The following is a 15,526-nucleotide window of genomic DNA, read 5'->3' on the forward strand; positions in this document are numbered from 1 at the left end:
ATGACCACCGTGACAGATTAAGCTGCTTTGTTAGCGGCTTTGATCAGCGCGGCAACGCGATCGGAAACAGTAGCGCCCTGGCCAACCCAGTGAGCGATACGATCCAGATCCAGGCGAGTCTCTTCTTCCGCACCGTTAGCGATCGGGTTGAAGAAACCAACGCGCTCGATGAAGCGACCGTTGCGTGCATTACGGCTGTCGGTGACAACAACCTGGTAGAACGGACGCTTTTTAGCGCCGTGACGTGCTAAACGAATAGTTACCATAACATCCTCTTGTGTGAATAAAACAACCGGGCCCCATCGAGGAACGGAGCCCGGTGTCATATTAAAAGCCCGAAAATTTTACTGATTTCTGGGGAAAATGCAATCAGCAGTTGATAAGTCTGCTGTAAAAGGCCGTCGGCGGTGCAGTCAGTTCGCTGCCGGCGTGCGCGCAGCCACCGGAACGTACACGTAGTACGTGAGGATGGCGAGCACACCCCGGTGGCGAAATGGCAAACAAGCCAGGCCGATTAGCGGCCCGGGAAGCCTGGCGGCATCATCCCTTTCATGCCACGCATCATCTTCATCATGCCGCCTTTCGACTTCATCTTCTTCATCATGCGCTGCATGTCGTCAAACTGCTTGAGCAGACGGTTCACATCCTGCACCTGCATCCCGCAGCCGGCGGCGATACGGCGCTTACGTGAACCTTTGATGATTTCCGGCTTGGCGCGCTCTTTCAGGGTCATCGAGTTGATGATCGCCTCCATACGTACCAGCACTTTGTCATCCATCTGCGCTTTCACGTTGTCCGGGATCTGGCCCATACCCGGCAGCTTGCCCATCAGGCTGGCCATGCCGCCCATGTTTTTCATCTGGCGCAGCTGCTCAAGGAAGTCGGTGAGATCGAAACCGTCGCCTTTCTTCAGCTTGGAGGCCAGCTTCTCGGCCTGCGCGCGGTCGACTTTGCTCTCGATATCTTCGATCAGCGACAGCACGTCGCCCATGCCGAGGATGCGGGAGGCGACGCGGTCCGGATGGAACGGCTCCAGCGCTTCGGTTTTCTCGCCGACGCCGAGGAATTTAATCGGCTTGCCGGTAATATGGCGAATCGACAGCGCCGCGCCGCCACGGGCGTCGCCGTCCACTTTGGTCAGCACCACACCGGTCAGCGGCAGCGCTTCGTTAAAGGCTTTGGCGGTATTCGCCGCATCCTGGCCGGTCATCGCATCGACGACGAACAGGGTTTCAACCGGATTAATGGCGGCGTGGACGTGCTTAATTTCGTCCATCATCGCTTCGTCAACGTGCAGACGACCGGCGGTATCCACCAGCAGCACGTCGTAGAATTTGAGCTTCGCTTCTTTCAGCGCCGCGTTGACGATATCAACCGGCTTCTGCCCGACGTCGGACGGGAAGAAGTCGACGCCGACCTGCTCGGCCAGGGTCTCCAGCTGTTTGATCGCCGCCGGGCGGTAAACGTCAGCGGAGACCACCAGCACTTTCTTCTTGTGCTTCTCGCGCAGGAATTTCCCCAGCTTACCGACGCTGGTGGTTTTACCGGCACCCTGCAGGCCCGCCATCAGCACCACCGCCGGCGGCTGCGCCGCCAGGTCGAGGGTCTGGTTCTCTTCGCCCATCGCCGCCACCAGCTCGTTGCGGACGATTTTGACGAACTCCTGACCCGGTGTCAGGCTTTTATTGACTTCATGGCCGACCGCGCTCTCTTTGACGCGGCTGATGAAATCACGTACCACCGGAAGCGCAACGTCCGCTTCCAGCAGCGCCATGCGCACTTCGCGCAGGGTGTCTTTAATATTGTCTTCTGTAAGGCGTCCGCGGCCGCTAATGTTGCGCAGCGTACGCGACAAACGATCGGTTAAATTATCAAACATTGTCTCTCGCCTGAGGTGGAAACGGTCGGTCGCCGCAGCGACACACAAAACGAATGTGGCGGAGTATAACACGACATCAATCTGAATGTGCTGCAACGGTTGGAGCAGAGGCCTGCTGACGTTATACTGCTTCTCTTTCTTATTTATCCAACAGCCGACACCTATGCCTGTTTTTGCTCTACTCGCCCTTGTCGCCTACTCTGTCAGCCTCGCGCTGATTATCCCCGGCTTGCTGCAAAAAAACAGCAGCTGGCGGCGAATGGCGATTTTATCAGCGACTATCGCGTTGATCTGCCATGCTTTTGCGCTGGAAGCACGGATATTTCCCGGCGGCGAGAGCGGGCAAAACCTCAGCTTACTGAACGTCGGGTCGCTGGTGAGCCTGATGATCTGTACGGTAATGACTATCGTGGCCTCACGCAATCGCGGCTGGCTGCTGCTGCCTATCGTCTATGCCTTCGCGCTGATCAATCTGGCCTTCGCCACCTTCGTGCCTAACGAATATATCACCCACCTGGAAACCACCCCGGGGATGCTGGTGCATATCGGCCTGTCGCTCTTCTCCTACGCCACGCTGATCATTGCCGCGCTGTATGCGCTACAGCTGGCGTGGATCGACTACCAGTTAAAAAACAAAAAGCTGGCCTTCAGTAGCGAAATGCCGCCGCTGATGAGCATTGAGCGCAAAATGTTCCACATCACCCAGGTCGGCGTGGTGCTGCTGACCCTGACGCTGTGTAGCGGTCTGTTCTATATGCACAATCTGTTCAGCAGCGAAAACATTGATAAAGCGGTGCTGTCGATTATTGCGTGGTTCGTCTATATCGTCCTGCTGTGGGGCCACTATCATGAAGGGTGGCGCGGACGTCGTGTGGTCTGGTTCAGCGTCGCTGGCGCCGGTCTGCTGACGCTGGCCTATTTTGGTAGCCGCGTGCTGCAACAGTTCGTGAGCTAAGTCTTTTAAGGAATCCTACGTGGAACATATCTCCACCACCACGCTGATCATAACGCTGATCGTCATGGTGATTATCTCTGCCTATTTCTCCGGCTCCGAAACCGGCATGATGACGCTGAACCGCTACCGGCTGCGTCATATGGCGAAACAAGGCAACCGCCCCGCCAAGCGCGTGGAGAAGCTGCTGCGCAAGCCGGACCGCCTGATTAGCCTTGTGCTCATCGGCAATAACCTCGTCAACATTCTCGCCTCGGCGCTGGGCACCATCGTCGGCATGCGCCTCTACGGCGATGCCGGCGTCGCGATCGCCACCGGCGTGCTCACCTTTGTGGTGCTGGTGTTTGCCGAAGTCCTGCCGAAAACCATCGCCGCCCTCTATCCGGAAAAGGTCGCCTACCCCAGCAGCTTCCTGTTGGCTCCCCTGCAGGTGCTGATGATGCCCCTGGTGTGGCTGCTGAATACCATCACCCGCATGCTGATGCGCATGATGGGCATCCGCACCGATACCGTCATCAGCAGCGCCCTGAGTAAAGATGAACTGCGCACGATTGTGAATGAATCCCGTTCACAAATCTCACGACGCAATCAGGATATGCTGCTGTCGGTGCTGGACCTGGAGAAGGTCAGCGTTAACGACATCATGGTGCCGCGCAATGAGATTGTCGGCATCGACATCAATGACGACTGGAAATCTATCGTCCGCCAGCTGACCCACTCCCCACACGGCCGCATTGTGCTCTACCGCGATTCGCTGGACGATGCCATCAGCATGCTGCGCGTCCGCGAAGCCTACCGCCTGATGACGGAGAAGAAAGAGTTCACAAAAGAGATCATGCTGCGGGCGGCAGATGAGATCTACTTTGTTCCGGAAGGGACGCCGCTCAGCACCCAGCTGGTGAAATTTCAGCGCAATAAAAAGAAAGTCGGCCTGGTGGTTAATGAATACGGCGATATTCAGGGGCTGGTTACCGTAGAAGATATTCTTGAAGAGATTGTCGGCGACTTCACCACCTCCATGTCACCCACCCTGGCGGAGGAAGTGACCCCGCTCAACGACGGTACGGTGATAATCGACGGCAGCGCCAACGTTCGCGAGATCAACAAAGCGTTCAACTGGAACCTGCCGGAAGATGAAGCGCGCACCATCAACGGTATCATCCTCGAAGCGCTGGAAGAGATCCCGGTCCCGGGCACCCGCGTGCGCATTGAGCAGTATGATATTGATATCCTCGACGTGCAGGACAACATGATCAAACAGGTGAAAGTGATGCCGGTGAAATCATTACGCGAGAGCGTCGCGGAGTAGCACGAGCGAAGGAATTAACATCACGGTGGGCTGCGGCCCGCCGTTTTTTTTCTCGCGCCGGGAGCGATGGCATAAAAAACGGCCGCCCGCGGGCAGCCGTTGAGCAAGGCAGCAAACGTTATTTCGCTTTTGCTACCGTCACCATCGCGGCGCGAATGGTGCGGCCGTTCAGGGTGTAACCTTTCTGCATCACGGCCAGCACGTTGCCCGCCGCCACGTCTTCAGACTCGACCATCGCAATGGCCTGGTGGACGTTCGGATCCAGCGGAACGTTGGTATCGGCGATCACTTCCACGCCAAACTTACGCACTACGTCCAGCATAGATTTGAGGGTCAGTTCGATCCCTTCCACCATCGGCGCCAGCTCCGGGTTAGCCTTGTCGGCCACTTCCAGCGCGCGGTCCAGGCTGTCGATCACCGGCAGCAGTTCATTGACGAATTTTTCCAGCGCGAATTTGTGCGCTTTCTCGATATCCTGCTCGGTACGACGACGCAGGTTATCTTCGTCGGCTTTGGCACGCAGCATCACTTCACGTTCACGTTTCTGCGCTTCAGCCAGCTGGGCTTCCAGATTCGCAATTTTTTCATCGCGCGGATCCACCTGCTCAGCCGAAACTTCAGGCTCTACCGCCTCAACGTCGTCGTGCTGCTCCGTGATAATTTCTTCCGGGGCTTGCCCCTCAGGCGTTTTCTGTTCTTTACTACTCATGAATTTCTCCGCGTTTTTTTCGCATTCATCTCGCTAACTTCGCTTATTATGGGGATCAGTTTCCGGGTTTCAAGGGAAGCGGACAGATTGTCACTATTTCATTTAACGCAAGGACATCCAGATCATGAAGAACCATTTCAAGTGTATCGGCATTGTGGGACATCCTCGTCACCCCACCGCCCTGACCACACATGAAATGCTCTGGCGCTGGCTGTGCAGCAAAGGGTATGAAGTGCTGGTTGAACAGCAGATCGCCCATGAACTCCAGCTCAGCAACGTGAAAACCGGCACGCTGGCGGAGATTGGCCAACAGGCCGACCTCGCGGTGGTGGTAGGCGGCGACGGCAATATGCTCGGCGCGGCGCGGACTCTGGCCCGCTATGACATTAACGTCATCGGCATTAACCGCGGCAACCTCGGCTTTCTCACCGACCTGGACCCGGACAACGCCCTGCAGCAGCTCGCCGACGTGCTGGAAGGCCACTACATCGCGGAGAAGCGCTTTCTGCTGGAGGCCCAGGTGTGCCAGCAGGATTGCCAGAAACGCATCAGCACCGCCATCAACGAAGTGGTGCTGCACCCCGGTAAAGTGGCGCATATGATTGAGTTCGAAGTCTATATCGATGAAGTCTTTGCCTTCTCCCAGCGCTCGGACGGCCTGATTATCTCCACTCCGACCGGCTCCACGGCCTATTCGCTGTCGGCCGGCGGCCCGATCCTCACCCCGTCGCTGGACGCCATCACCCTGGTGCCGATGTTCCCGCACACCCTCTCGGCGCGACCGCTGGTGATCAACGGCGACAGCACCATCCGCCTGCGCTTCTCCCACCGCTGCAGCGATCTGGAGATCAGCTGCGACAGCCAGATTGCCCTGCCGATCCAGGATGGCGAAGACGTTCTCATTCGCCGCTGTGATTATCACCTCAATCTGATTCACCCTAAAGATTACAGCTATTTCAATACATTAAGCACCAAGCTCGGCTGGTCGAAAAAATTGTTCTGATTTACATCGCTGCCTCTTTACTGGATAAAAAACCAGTCTATACTGTACGAAAACACAGTATTGGTTTTTCATACAGGAAGGCAGCTATGTTGGCGCAACTCACCATCAGTAATTTTGCTATCGTTCGTGAACTGGAAATTGATTTCCACAGCGGCATGACCGCCATCACCGGGGAAACCGGCGCCGGGAAATCCATTGCCATCGACGCGCTGGGGCTGTGCCTCGGCGGCAGAGCGGAAGCCGACATGGTGCGTCGCGGCGCCACCCGTGCCGACCTGTGCGCACGCTTCGCGCTGAAAGATACCCCGGCCGCCCAGCGCTGGCTGGAAGAGAACCAGCTGGAGAGCGGGCGTGAGTGTTTACTTCGCCGGGTGATCAGCGCCGACGGCCGCTCGCGCGGCTTCATCAACGGCACCGCCGTCCCGCTCTCGCAGCTGCGCGAGCTGGGCCAGCTGTTGATCCAGATCCACGGCCAGCATGCGCACCAGCTGTTGACCAAACCCGAACACCAGAAAACGCTGCTCGACGGCTATACCGGTGAGTATGCGCTCACTCAGCGCATGGCAGAGCACTATCGCCAGTGGCACCAGAGCTGCCGCGAGCTGGCCCAGCATCAGCAGCAGAGCCAGGAGCGCGCCGCCCGCGCCGATCTGCTGCAGTACCAACTTAAAGAGCTGAACGAATTTAACCCGCTGGCGGGAGAGTTTGAGCAGATTGACGAAGAGTACAAACGCCTGGCCAACAGCGGTCAGCTGCTCAGCACCTGTCAGCACGCCCTGACGGTACTGGCGGACGGCGAAGAGGCCAACCTGCACAGCCAGCTTTATACCGCGAAGCAGCTGGTCAGCGAGCTGGTGGGTATGGACAGCAAGCTTTCCGGCGTGCTGGATATGCTGGAAGAGGCGGCCATTCAGCTCAGCGAGGCCAGCGATGAGCTGCGCCACTATCACGACCGTCTGGACCTCGATCCTAATCGTCTGTTCGAACTTGAGCAGCGGATTTCCCGGCAAATCGCGCTGGCGCGTAAACACCAGGTGATGCCGGAAGAGCTGCCGGCGGTTTATCAGGCGATGCTCGAAGAGCAGCGCCTGCTGGACGACAGCGCCGGCTCGCTGGAATCCCTCAGCCAGCAGGTGGTCGAACATCATCAGCTGGCGCTGGAGACCGCGCGCCAACTGCACGCCCTGCGCCAGGCCAGCGCCGACGAGCTAACCCAGCTTATCACCGAGAGTATGCACTCACTTTCGATGCCGCACGGGGTCTTCGCGATTGAGGTCGCTTTCGATGAACGCCATCTCACCGCCGACGGCGCCGATCATATTGAGTTCCGCGTCACCACTAACCCGGGTCAGCCGCTGCAGCCGATCGCGAAAGTGGCCTCTGGCGGCGAATTGTCGCGTATTGCGCTGGCGATTCAGGTGATCACCGCGCGTAAAATGGAAACCCCGGCGCTGATCTTCGACGAAGTGGACGTCGGCATCAGCGGCCCGACCGCGGCGGTGGTCGGCAAGCTGCTGCGCCAGCTGGGCGAGTCCACGCAGGTGATGTGCGTTACCCACCTGCCGCAGGTCGCAGGCTGCGGCCACCATCATTTCTTTGTCTGCAAAGAGACCGATGGCGAGATGACCGAAACCCATATGCAGCCGCTGGATAAGCGTGCTCGTCTGCAGGAGCTGGCTCGCCTGCTGGGCGGCAGCGAAGTCACGCGCAACACACTGGCGAATGCGAAAGAGTTGCTTGCGGCGTAAACTTTTTGATTTTCCCAGGGTCATAGTGAACAGCAAATTGCCTGCTGACCGCAGCCGGAGGTTTCCATCGGCGCGAAGGTCTATTATTATCGGCATATTACAGATGAGCCACGTACTGCTCGGGCCCAAAAAGGAATCAAATCACTATGCGCTGTAAAACGCTGACTGCTGCCGCAGCGGTTCTTCTTATGTTGACCGCAGGCTGTTCCACTCTGGAACGAGTGGTTTACCGTCCTGACATCAACCAGGGTAACTATCTGGCACCTAACGATGTAGCAAAAATTCGTGTCGGTATGACGCAACAGCAGGTTGCTTATGCTCTCGGAACGCCAATGATGTCGGATCCGTTCGGCACCAACACCTGGTTCTATGTATTCCGTCAGGAGCCGGGCCACGAGAAAGTGACTCAGCAGACCCTGACCCTGACCTTCAACAATGGCGGCGTGTTAACCAACATTGATAACAAGCCCGCGCTGACCAGTCAGTAAGGCCCGGAAAAGCAAAAAAGCGCTCAATGAGCGCTTTTTTTATGGCCGATAGCGGGTCTGCTGCTGCGGTTTACTTCGCGGCGTTTTTCTCCGCCCGCTGGCGACGCAGCTCTTTCGGATCTGCGATCAGCGGGCGATAGATTTCCACCCGGTCGCCGTCATGGACTTCGTCGTGCAGCTTAACCGGACGACTGTAAATACCCAGCTTGTTTTTCGCCAGATCGATGTCATCACGCAGCGCCAGCAGGCCGCTGGCGATAATCGCCTGCTCGACCGTCGCCCCCTCGTCCAGAGTGACCCGCTGCAGGTACTGCTTTTCAGGCAGTGCGTAAGCGACCTCAACACAAATATTAGCTGGCACTGTAGACCTCTTTGGCGCGCGAAGTGAACGCCTGCACCATGTTGGCGGCCAGTTCCTTAAAGACCCGGCCAAAGGCCATCTCAATCAGCTTATTGGTAAACTCAAAATCGAGATGGAACTCGATTTTGCACGCCTCGGGGCTCAGCGGAATAAACTTCCAGCCGCCAATCAGCTTCTTGAACGGGCCATCCACCAGGCTCATCAAAATACTCTGGTTGCTGGTCAGTGTATTCCGGGTCGTGAAGGTCTTACTGATGCCGGCTTTGGACACATCAACCGCCGCCGTCATTTGCGTCGGCCCGAATTCCAGCACGCGGCTACCGGTGCAGCCTGGCAGAAAATCAGGATAGGACTTCACATCGTTTACCAGTTGATACATCTGTTCCGCGCTGAAAGGCACCAGCGCAGTACGGCTAATCTGAGGCATAGCAGGTTCCACATTTAAACACAGTGCAAATAATATCATTTATCTGCTGCTAAAAAAAACGCTGTGCCGCAACTCGTGCTAAGATGCGCAGTACACCTCGCAGGATGCGATCGAGGTAACTGTGTATAAGACGATGACTTCAGGACATTATGACTAAGAAAAAAGCCCACAAACCTGGATCAGCCACCATTGCGCTGAATAAACGCGCCCGTCACGAATACTTTATCGAAGATGAATACGAGGCTGGTCTCGCCCTGCAGGGCTGGGAAGTCAAATCCCTGCGTGCAGGCAAAGCCAACATCGGCGATAGCTATGTCATCCTGAAGGATGGCGAAGCCTTCCTGTTCGGCGCCAACTTTACGCCCATGGCCGTGGCTTCCACCCACTATGTCTGCGACCCGACGCGTACCCGTAAGCTGCTGCTCAACCAGCGCGAACTCGATACGCTGTACGGCCGCATTAACCGCGAAGGTTACACCGTTGTCGCTCTGTCGCTGTACTGGAAGAATGCCTGGTGCAAAGTGAAAATCGGCGTCGCCAAAGGTAAGAAACAGCATGACAAGCGTACCGATCTGAAAGATCGTGAATGGGCGCTGGATAAGGCGCGTATTATGAAGCACGCCGGACGCTAACCCCCTCCCCTGAGGGCCAGCTCTCGCTGGCCCTTACGCTATATCCTTGTTGATGCTGCTTTTTCGTCCACCCCTGCTGAAAGAATCCTGCGTTATGGGGCTGGTAACGACATTCACAAATCTGTTATACTTGACCTACACATTGGGGCTGATTCTGGATTCGACGGGATTTGCGAAACCCAAGGTGCATGCCGAGGGGCGGTTGGCCTCGTAAAAAGCCGCAAAAAATAGTCGCAAACGACGAAAACTACGCTTTAGCAGCTTAATAACCTGCTCTGAGCCCTCTCTCCCTAGCTTCCGCTCTTAAGACGGGGATCAAAGAGAGGTCAAACCCAAAAGAGATCGCGTGGATGCCCTGCCTGGGGTTGAAGCGTTAAATCTAATCAGGCTAGTTTGTTAGTGGCGTGTCTGTCCGCAGCTGGCAAGCGAATGTAAAGACTGACTAAGCATGTAGTGCCGAGGATGTAGGAATTTCGGACGCGGGTTCAACTCCCGCCAGCTCCACCACTTTAGACAGGACTGCAACCGGACAGTAATAGCTAAAACAGTTACTTACGGACACTGACCAGACAGGAAGCAGACCAAATAAAGACAAAAAAATGCACGCAATATACACGTGCACTTCAAAAAACCCCAGATTTCGCCGTCTGGGGTTTTTCTATATGTAAATAATCGTAACAAAAATACACACCTAAAAAGCATAGACACCAGACATACACTGGATATACTTACAGCAATACAACTGTATATCCAGCCAGTAAATCGAGGTGTTGATCATGCGTGTAGAAATCAGCATTGCCAAAGAGAAAGCCGGGAAAATGCCAAAGGGTTCACTGGAGGCTCTCAAGGAAGAAATGACCCGACGGATAAGCAAACAGTACGATGAAGTTGAAGTGATCGTGAAGACGGCCAGCAATGACGGTCTGAGCGTGCTGCGGGCAACAGATAAGGAAATTGCGAAGGAGTTTGTCGAAGAAACCCTCAAAGACGCCTGGGAAACGGCAGACGACTGGTTTGTGTGTTGAGTTATGGGTATAGTGCGTGCCGACTGTTCGGCATGAACACCTGCAGTTAACCTACTCGGCAGGTCTTGTATAAGGCTGTCGGGTGGGTTTTTACATCAAACCCTCACCCAGCTTCATGCAGTATGCTATCCGGGAAATATTTATAAATCGTCTTCCCCCTCCTTTCACATCGACCACCGACCCCATGATTTAACTGCTCAGACCAGAAATATCTGGAAGCTTTTGGCGTCTTCTTGGAAGATAGGCGTGTGCGAAGACGCACACAGCAATGATGTTATGTAGTATTTTCCCCTTGAGTGTGCCTGCTCAAGGGGATTTTTTATCGCCGTATTGTACCGGCAAATATTTGTAAATAGTCTTCACACCCACGCCTGTCACATCGGCCACACGCGACTGGACAGGCGGTTAGTCCGGTATGTTTCTCGCGCTACTACTGCTTACGTTAACGTCTGGTAATGATCTAGCGGCGCGACGTAAAGCGGCGTTGAAAGCAATTATAGTGACCGGCCGGTGTTGGTACTTCACACGGTTAGAATGGCTCTGAAATAAAAAAACATCTTCTGGATAGCGTTCTCTTCTACGAGCAATGATTCCCTCCACTGGAGGGGTTGATTCAACACGTAGCTCCTTCAGGTGACCCTGTTTTCGTATCAGTATCAAGCCATCATCAATATCATCATATCGAATACTCAGCAGCCTTCCAGCGCTTAAACCTGTGTGAAAAATTAACGCCCACAAGTCTGCCCATGTATCTGAGATGGAAACAAGATTGCTGTTAATAGTTAAAAATTGTTCAAAACTTATTGTTTTCTTACCGTTCACGAACAAACCAAACTGTTTTCAAAACTGAAAGTACTTATTATCTCAAATGTTACATATCACGGGAAGGGCAGGAATCCTTGATCGCGGACGGCAGCAGGAAAGTATTTGTAGATCGTCTTCACCCCACCCCTATCACATCTGCGATCTGTTGCCGGGTAGCGCCGTTCTCCAGCATTCTGCGGCACCGCTCCACCACTTCTTCAGTCATTACCCGGCGGCGGCCGCCGACTCTCCCCTGCTCCCTCGCTGCGGCTAACCCGGCTCGGGTACGCTCGACGATCAGCTCGCGCTCCATCTCCGCCAGGGCGCTCATGACGTGGAAGAAAAAGCGGCCTGCTGGCGTCGAAGTGTCGATCGAGTCGGTCAGGCTGCGGAAATTCACCCCGCGCGCCTGCAGCTCCGACACGAGCGTAATCAGATCACGTACGCTTCTCCCGAGCCTGTCCAGTTTCCAGACCACCAGCACATCACCCGGGCGGAGCCGTCGCAGGGCTCGCTTTAACCCTGGCCGCCGGGCATTTTTCCCGCTGGCCATATCCTCAAAAACCAGTTCACATTCTGCGCGGATCAGCGCGTTTTTCTGTAAATCGAGGTTTTGATCCCCTGTAGAGACGCGTGCATAGCCAATCAGCATGTTGTAATCCTTTGAAATTGCTGATTGTAAAAAGCTGCGGCCATTCGCTCAAACCCTCGTTTGGGCGAAGCCTCTTTTTGGAGCAAAAAACATGGCCGAGTTTATCCCGCCGCTGGGCACCGCAGACCCTCAGATTTTTATGGATAACGTCAGGCGCCTCGATCAGCTTATGCAGTCCACGGAGTTAACCTTTCCCGACCGTGCTGGTGAACTGCTGTATACCTGGCGAGGTATCCATCAAACTCTGATCCCGCTGAGTAAGCAGTATATGACGCTGGCGGCGGCACAGGCAGACATCGTGAATATCCCGGTGAACGCCACAACCTACGTGCGTAGCCCGGACGGCAGCGCGCTGGCTGACGAGTACATGAATGTGGCGGGGACGCTGACAGCAACCGGGCGCAGAATGCCCTCTCAGCAATCCGTAGACGAAAGCCATAAAAATATCCTTGGCTATCTGACTGATGCACTGCCAAATTTATACCGGTTCAAAACGGTACATTGCCAGACTGCGCCGACTGCACAGGCTGCGAGCGTCGCTGCCAGCTGGTTTATTCTGCCGGATGCGCTGACGGCTGGCCTCATTTCAAAAGTTGAACTGGCCGTTGCGACAGCAGGGAAGATCTATGTTGCTACTTTCTCAAAAGCGGGGAATGTATTTACCAGGAAAAAGGTGAAAAGTTTTGATATCGCTGCCGGGACAGTTTCTCTCACGCCAGAGATGCTGGCTGACGACGGGGATTACATCGGGGTTTATACGGAGGGAGGCTTATATTTCAACACTGCTGCGACGATAACTGGCACGGTTTATCGCTGGGCATCTACAACACCAGGTAGCGACACCAATTTTGACACGGCATTAGCAACGGGGTCATACAGCTACACATTCCAGGTACGCGCAACCGCGCTCCGTGGAAATGCGCTTTCAATTGCTACCGATGCCCTGAATACGCAGCTGATCGGCATCGCTTCCCGATTCGACAATCTGTCTACTGTTTCCCGCGCCGGAGACGGCAACCGCATGTTCATGCTGAATACGCCAGTTAAATTTGATGGGGTGGTGACGGGCGTCACCTGGCTGGCAAATAACGCAGGGGGTGGCAGTCAGACGGTCAGGGCGATGGCCTATCGTCTCTCGGGTTCGACCTATACGCTGGTTGATTCACAGATGGTGTCCGTCATCCCGGCTGATAATACGGTAGCGGTACTTCCGCTGTATCTGAGCGTTAAAGCGGGCGATTTTCTGGTTTTTTCAGCTCCGCTCTGTTTCGACAGTCTGGTGAATTTTGGCGTTAATTTTGCCGACGCGGGATACTCCATTTACTCCCCATCGGACAGCACTATACCGGCCAGCATCCCGGCGTCCTCATTTGCTGCCCAGACTGGATCAGTGTTATGTGTCCGGTTTGCTGTGTCCTACCTGGCAGGTAATGCAGAGCAGGATAAAAGCGTTAAAAACGCGATGATATCGCGGCTTCTGCGTAATGCAGATGGACTCTACCTCACCGCTGCGCGCCCGATTATTTTTGATGCTGAGGGTGTCAACGGAACAGCGAACGCCATTTACGTTCCGCGTGTAATGAATTACAGCTCGATGGCTGAGCAGCGCTCAATCACGCTGAGTAACAGCCTGGCCGTTGATAATGTCCGTGGGCCGTATACGAAAATTACGTTCAGCAATATGGATTTCCGGGACGCCAGAACGAATTACCGACTTGTGTATATCGACCTGGCATCTAACACGCTCAAAGTGGTAAACGGTATCAGCGCCATCCCGGCAGTAAACATCCTGCCTGTGTTGGAAATCTACGGCAGGCTCGATGCCATGAACTATCGGGTGTTCGGGGGCCTTACATCTATCCAGGCACAGCGCCCGAAAAACATCGACGCGGTAGCTGACCTTTATGATGCCATTACCAACCCGTTGAGGGATTCGCACATCGGGCATATCGGTGACTCAATTGACTGGGGGGTGGGTGCCACGGGCATTGCATCTATCGATCCGCGGTCACATCAGCTGTCCGACGCGCGCAACAATTTTACCTCCCGGACCTGGGTGAACTTGTTCCGCAAATGGACTGCTGAGCTGTCGTGTCATGCAAAGAACACGGTTGATACGCAGGCCACCGGCCTCTCCACTTATTACAATGCGGTAAACGTAGAAGTCCAGGATGCATGGAAAGATTTCACGCCTGCTGACATCAGCAGTGGGCTGCTGACCCAGACAAAGGCGGAAACCATTCGTACGTTTGGAGCTAATCACTGTATCGACATTCTCGCCGGGCGCTCAGTGTCGTTCCAGTTTTCCGGGCCTGCCATCAGCCTGGTGTACGCTACGCTGCAGAACCTGAACGCGTCGATCTATATTGATGGCGTGCTAAACACCTCTGTGGTTACGGATGGAACAGTTACACCGACGTTTGGTACGAGACTGGATATCTCAGGGCTTACCGATGCCATGCATACGATGCGAATTGAGTGCGCGGCATCCGCAGGTAGTCCACTGCGCCTGCAGTACCTGGTCAGGAACAAGCGCCATTCGGTTATGAACAGCGGCCTGATTGGGACCAACACGGCGGAGTGGCTACCAGGCGGAACGCTTCTGGTACCGGAAGCGCTGCCTTCAAACGTCACTCACGTCCTGATTAAACTGGGAACAAACGACAGGGGAATGGCGACTGGCCCTGGTTATATGGCCGGTGCTCAGGGCACCTTCGTTAACCTCAACGCTATCGTGAATTCTCTGCGCAGCACGTATCCAGGAGTGCGGATCATACTCATCGCACCGCCGTATGCACCAACTGACAGCGCGTATGGTTCCAGCGACGAGATAGCTCGCGCAGTTCGACGGGCGGCCAGAGTTCTGGAGTGTGGTTTTATCGATCTGTACTCTCCAACACTCGAGCTTGAGATGCAGGGTGAGACCTGGCTGAGTGATGGATTGCATCCTAATGACTATGGCTACCGCACCATGTTTAAAGCGGTTCAGGCTGCAATTGTGTCAGCGGGGACTCGTTAAATATGAAACTACGGTCGCAACTAAAACTGGCGGCCGCAGTTTTAATTTAGCCCATTATCCATCCTCTGCCGATCTGGCGAGCCAGGTCCGCAGAGGCAAACGCAGGGATATCAGAAACGGCGATAGTTTCCAGGTCGATCAACCATCCCCCGAAAAACTCGTGTTTATAGACGAGACTACCGGAGTAAAAACCAGTAACGCCAAATTTCAGGCTCCGGCTGGTCATGGTCGTTGTCAAAACAGGGACATTCGCAATCGCGGTCATCGCAGAAGCTTTTGTCCCGTCGGTTGCTTCGACATAGAGGTGCATTCCGGCGGCGTCGCGGTAGACGACGACCAGGCACACTTTGCCGAGGAAATTAGTCGCCGGGACAGCTACTGTGCGCAGCGCACCTGCATCAGTGCCGCGAATGGCGTTGATCGCTTTTGTTCCGCTGATATTAGTGAATGCAATCCCCCCGAACTCGTTCGCGGGTGTCAGAGATTCAGCCGTTCCGCAGATGCCTGAGTAGCTGGTG

Annotated in this window: 15 protein-coding genes, 1 other RNA gene and 1 pseudogene; 9 read left to right on the top strand and 8 right to left on the bottom strand. The window is 55.1% G+C overall.

Annotation, left to right across the window (positions count from 1 at the left end):
• Window positions 1-17: 17 nt before the first annotated feature.
• Window positions 18-266: a 30S ribosomal protein S16 gene (gene rpsP, locus ACOI7Z_RS24725; protein ID WP_002914149.1), complete on the bottom strand. Its 249-nt coding sequence runs from the start codon at window positions 264-266 to the stop codon at window positions 18-20.
• A 248-nt stretch (window positions 267-514) separates the two neighbouring features.
• Window positions 515-1,879, bottom strand: coding sequence for a signal recognition particle protein (gene ffh / locus ACOI7Z_RS24730; protein WP_002914152.1), 1,365 nt, complete (start codon window positions 1,877-1,879; stop codon window positions 515-517).
• 163 nt (window positions 1,880-2,042) lie between these two features.
• Here ffh and ACOI7Z_RS24735 point away from each other — a divergent pair, with 163 nt between their 5' ends.
• Together ACOI7Z_RS24735 and ACOI7Z_RS24740 are read left to right on the top strand one after the other, a co-directional pair.
• The gene (locus ACOI7Z_RS24735; RefSeq protein WP_002914153.1) at window positions 2,043-2,834 is read left to right on the top strand and encodes a cytochrome C assembly family protein; all 792 of its coding nucleotides are present in this window, start codon (window positions 2,043-2,045) and stop codon (window positions 2,832-2,834) included.
• 19 nt (window positions 2,835-2,853) lie between these two features.
• Window positions 2,854-4,140: an HlyC/CorC family transporter gene (locus ACOI7Z_RS24740; RefSeq protein WP_023290690.1), complete on the top strand. Its 1,287-nt coding sequence runs from the start codon at window positions 2,854-2,856 to the stop codon at window positions 4,138-4,140.
• Window positions 4,141-4,258: 118 nt separating this feature from the next.
• Here the strand turns inward: ACOI7Z_RS24740 and grpE are convergent, their stop codons facing one another.
• The gene (grpE, locus tag ACOI7Z_RS24745) at window positions 4,259-4,849 is read right to left on the bottom strand and encodes a nucleotide exchange factor GrpE (protein WP_004174800.1); all 591 of its coding nucleotides are present in this window, start codon (window positions 4,847-4,849) and stop codon (window positions 4,259-4,261) included.
• Window positions 4,850-4,973: 124 nt separating this feature from the next.
• On the opposite strand from grpE, the gene nadK reads away from it, so the two are divergent.
• From nadK to bamE, 3 genes are all read left to right on the top strand, one after another.
• Window positions 4,974-5,852 (top strand): NAD(+) kinase, encoded by an 879-nt coding sequence (nadK, locus tag ACOI7Z_RS24750; RefSeq protein WP_002914158.1) that lies wholly within the window; start codon window positions 4,974-4,976, stop codon window positions 5,850-5,852.
• Between the two features lie 86 nt (window positions 5,853-5,938).
• Complete coding sequence (gene recN / locus ACOI7Z_RS24755; RefSeq protein WP_087824380.1) at window positions 5,939-7,600, top strand: DNA repair protein RecN; 1,662 nt, start codon at window positions 5,939-5,941, stop codon at window positions 7,598-7,600.
• Window positions 7,601-7,746: 146 nt separating this feature from the next.
• Window positions 7,747-8,088, top strand: coding sequence for an outer membrane protein assembly factor BamE (gene bamE / locus ACOI7Z_RS24760; protein WP_004206850.1), 342 nt, complete (start codon window positions 7,747-7,749; stop codon window positions 8,086-8,088).
• Between the two features lie 70 nt (window positions 8,089-8,158).
• Here the strand turns inward: bamE and ACOI7Z_RS24765 are convergent, their stop codons facing one another.
• Both ACOI7Z_RS24765 and ACOI7Z_RS24770 read right to left on the bottom strand, forming a co-directional pair.
• Window positions 8,159-8,449 carry an RnfH family protein gene (locus tag ACOI7Z_RS24765; protein WP_087849433.1) on the bottom strand — a complete coding sequence of 97 codons (291 nt, stop codon included), beginning with the start codon at window positions 8,447-8,449 and terminating at the stop codon, window positions 8,159-8,161.
• Window positions 8,439-8,876, bottom strand: coding sequence for a type II toxin-antitoxin system RatA family toxin (locus ACOI7Z_RS24770; RefSeq protein WP_008806099.1), 438 nt, complete (start codon window positions 8,874-8,876; stop codon window positions 8,439-8,441). Before ACOI7Z_RS24770 ends, ACOI7Z_RS24765 begins: the two co-directional genes overlap by 11 nt.
• 149 nt (window positions 8,877-9,025) lie before the next feature.
• Here ACOI7Z_RS24770 and smpB point away from each other — a divergent pair, with 149 nt between their 5' ends.
• The 3 genes from smpB to ACOI7Z_RS24785 all read left to right on the top strand — a co-directional run bounded on the left by smpB (window position 9,026) and on the right by ACOI7Z_RS24785 (window position 10,533).
• Window positions 9,026-9,508, top strand: coding sequence for an SsrA-binding protein SmpB (gene smpB / locus ACOI7Z_RS24775; RefSeq protein WP_002914164.1), 483 nt, complete (start codon window positions 9,026-9,028; stop codon window positions 9,506-9,508).
• Between the two features lie 144 nt (window positions 9,509-9,652).
• Window positions 9,653-10,015, top strand: a transfer-messenger RNA (tmRNA) gene (ssrA, locus tag ACOI7Z_RS24780).
• A 269-nt stretch (window positions 10,016-10,284) separates the two neighbouring features.
• On the top strand, window positions 10,285-10,533 hold the full coding sequence (locus ACOI7Z_RS24785) for a DinI-like family protein (RefSeq protein ID WP_032430315.1): 249 nt from the start codon (window positions 10,285-10,287) through the stop codon (window positions 10,531-10,533).
• 405 nt (window positions 10,534-10,938) lie between these two features.
• Here ACOI7Z_RS24785 and ACOI7Z_RS24790 read toward each other — a convergent pair whose 3' ends face one another.
• The gene (locus tag ACOI7Z_RS24790; RefSeq protein WP_077270322.1) at window positions 10,939-11,361 is read right to left on the bottom strand and encodes a hypothetical protein; all 423 of its coding nucleotides are present in this window, start codon (window positions 11,359-11,361) and stop codon (window positions 10,939-10,941) included.
• A gap of 50 nt (window positions 11,362-11,411) precedes the next feature.
• Window positions 11,412-11,989, bottom strand: a pseudogene (locus ACOI7Z_RS24795) (recombinase family protein).
• A 91-nt stretch (window positions 11,990-12,080) separates the two neighbouring features.
• On the opposite strand from ACOI7Z_RS24795, the gene ACOI7Z_RS24800 reads away from it, so the two are divergent.
• Window positions 12,081-15,008: an SGNH/GDSL hydrolase family protein gene (locus tag ACOI7Z_RS24800; protein ID WP_101862660.1), complete on the top strand. Its 2,928-nt coding sequence runs from the start codon at window positions 12,081-12,083 to the stop codon at window positions 15,006-15,008.
• Window positions 15,009-15,054: 46 nt separating this feature from the next.
• Here ACOI7Z_RS24800 and ACOI7Z_RS24805 read toward each other — a convergent pair.
• Window positions 15,055-15,526, bottom strand: a 472-nt coding sequence (locus tag ACOI7Z_RS24805) for a hypothetical protein (protein ID WP_420702450.1), incomplete at its 5' end; no start/stop codon positions are given.

The organism is Klebsiella sp. C283, from assembly GCF_048822555.1.
In the GTDB taxonomy this organism is placed as follows: Bacteria; Pseudomonadota; Gammaproteobacteria; order Enterobacterales; family Enterobacteriaceae; genus Klebsiella; species Klebsiella quasipneumoniae.

Bases quoted from the DNA above. Each gene is read 5' to 3' on its own strand.
- rpsP (WP_002914149.1), bottom strand. From the start codon at position 266: ATGGTAACTATTCGTTTAGCACGTCACGGCGCTAAAAAGCGTCCGTTC.
- ffh (WP_002914152.1), bottom strand. From the start codon at position 1,879: ATGTTTGATAATTTAACCGATCGTTTGTCGCGTACGCTGCGCAACATT.
- ACOI7Z_RS24735 (WP_002914153.1), top strand. From the start codon at position 2,043: ATGCCTGTTTTTGCTCTACTCGCCCTTGTCGCCTACTCTGTCAGCCTC.
- grpE (WP_004174800.1), bottom strand. From the start codon at position 4,849: ATGAGTAGTAAAGAACAGAAAACGCCTGAGGGGCAAGCCCCGGAAGAA.
- nadK (WP_002914158.1), top strand. From the start codon at position 4,974: ATGAAGAACCATTTCAAGTGTATCGGCATTGTGGGACATCCTCGTCAC.
- recN (WP_087824380.1), top strand. From the start codon at position 5,939: ATGTTGGCGCAACTCACCATCAGTAATTTTGCTATCGTTCGTGAACTG.
- bamE (WP_004206850.1), top strand. From the start codon at position 7,747: ATGCGCTGTAAAACGCTGACTGCTGCCGCAGCGGTTCTTCTTATGTTG.
- ACOI7Z_RS24770 (WP_008806099.1), bottom strand. From the start codon at position 8,876: ATGCCTCAGATTAGCCGTACTGCGCTGGTGCCTTTCAGCGCGGAACAG.
- smpB (WP_002914164.1), top strand. From the start codon at position 9,026: ATGACTAAGAAAAAAGCCCACAAACCTGGATCAGCCACCATTGCGCTG.
- ACOI7Z_RS24785 (WP_032430315.1), top strand. From the start codon at position 10,285: ATGCGTGTAGAAATCAGCATTGCCAAAGAGAAAGCCGGGAAAATGCCA.
- ACOI7Z_RS24800 (WP_101862660.1), top strand. From the start codon at position 12,081: ATGGCCGAGTTTATCCCGCCGCTGGGCACCGCAGACCCTCAGATTTTT.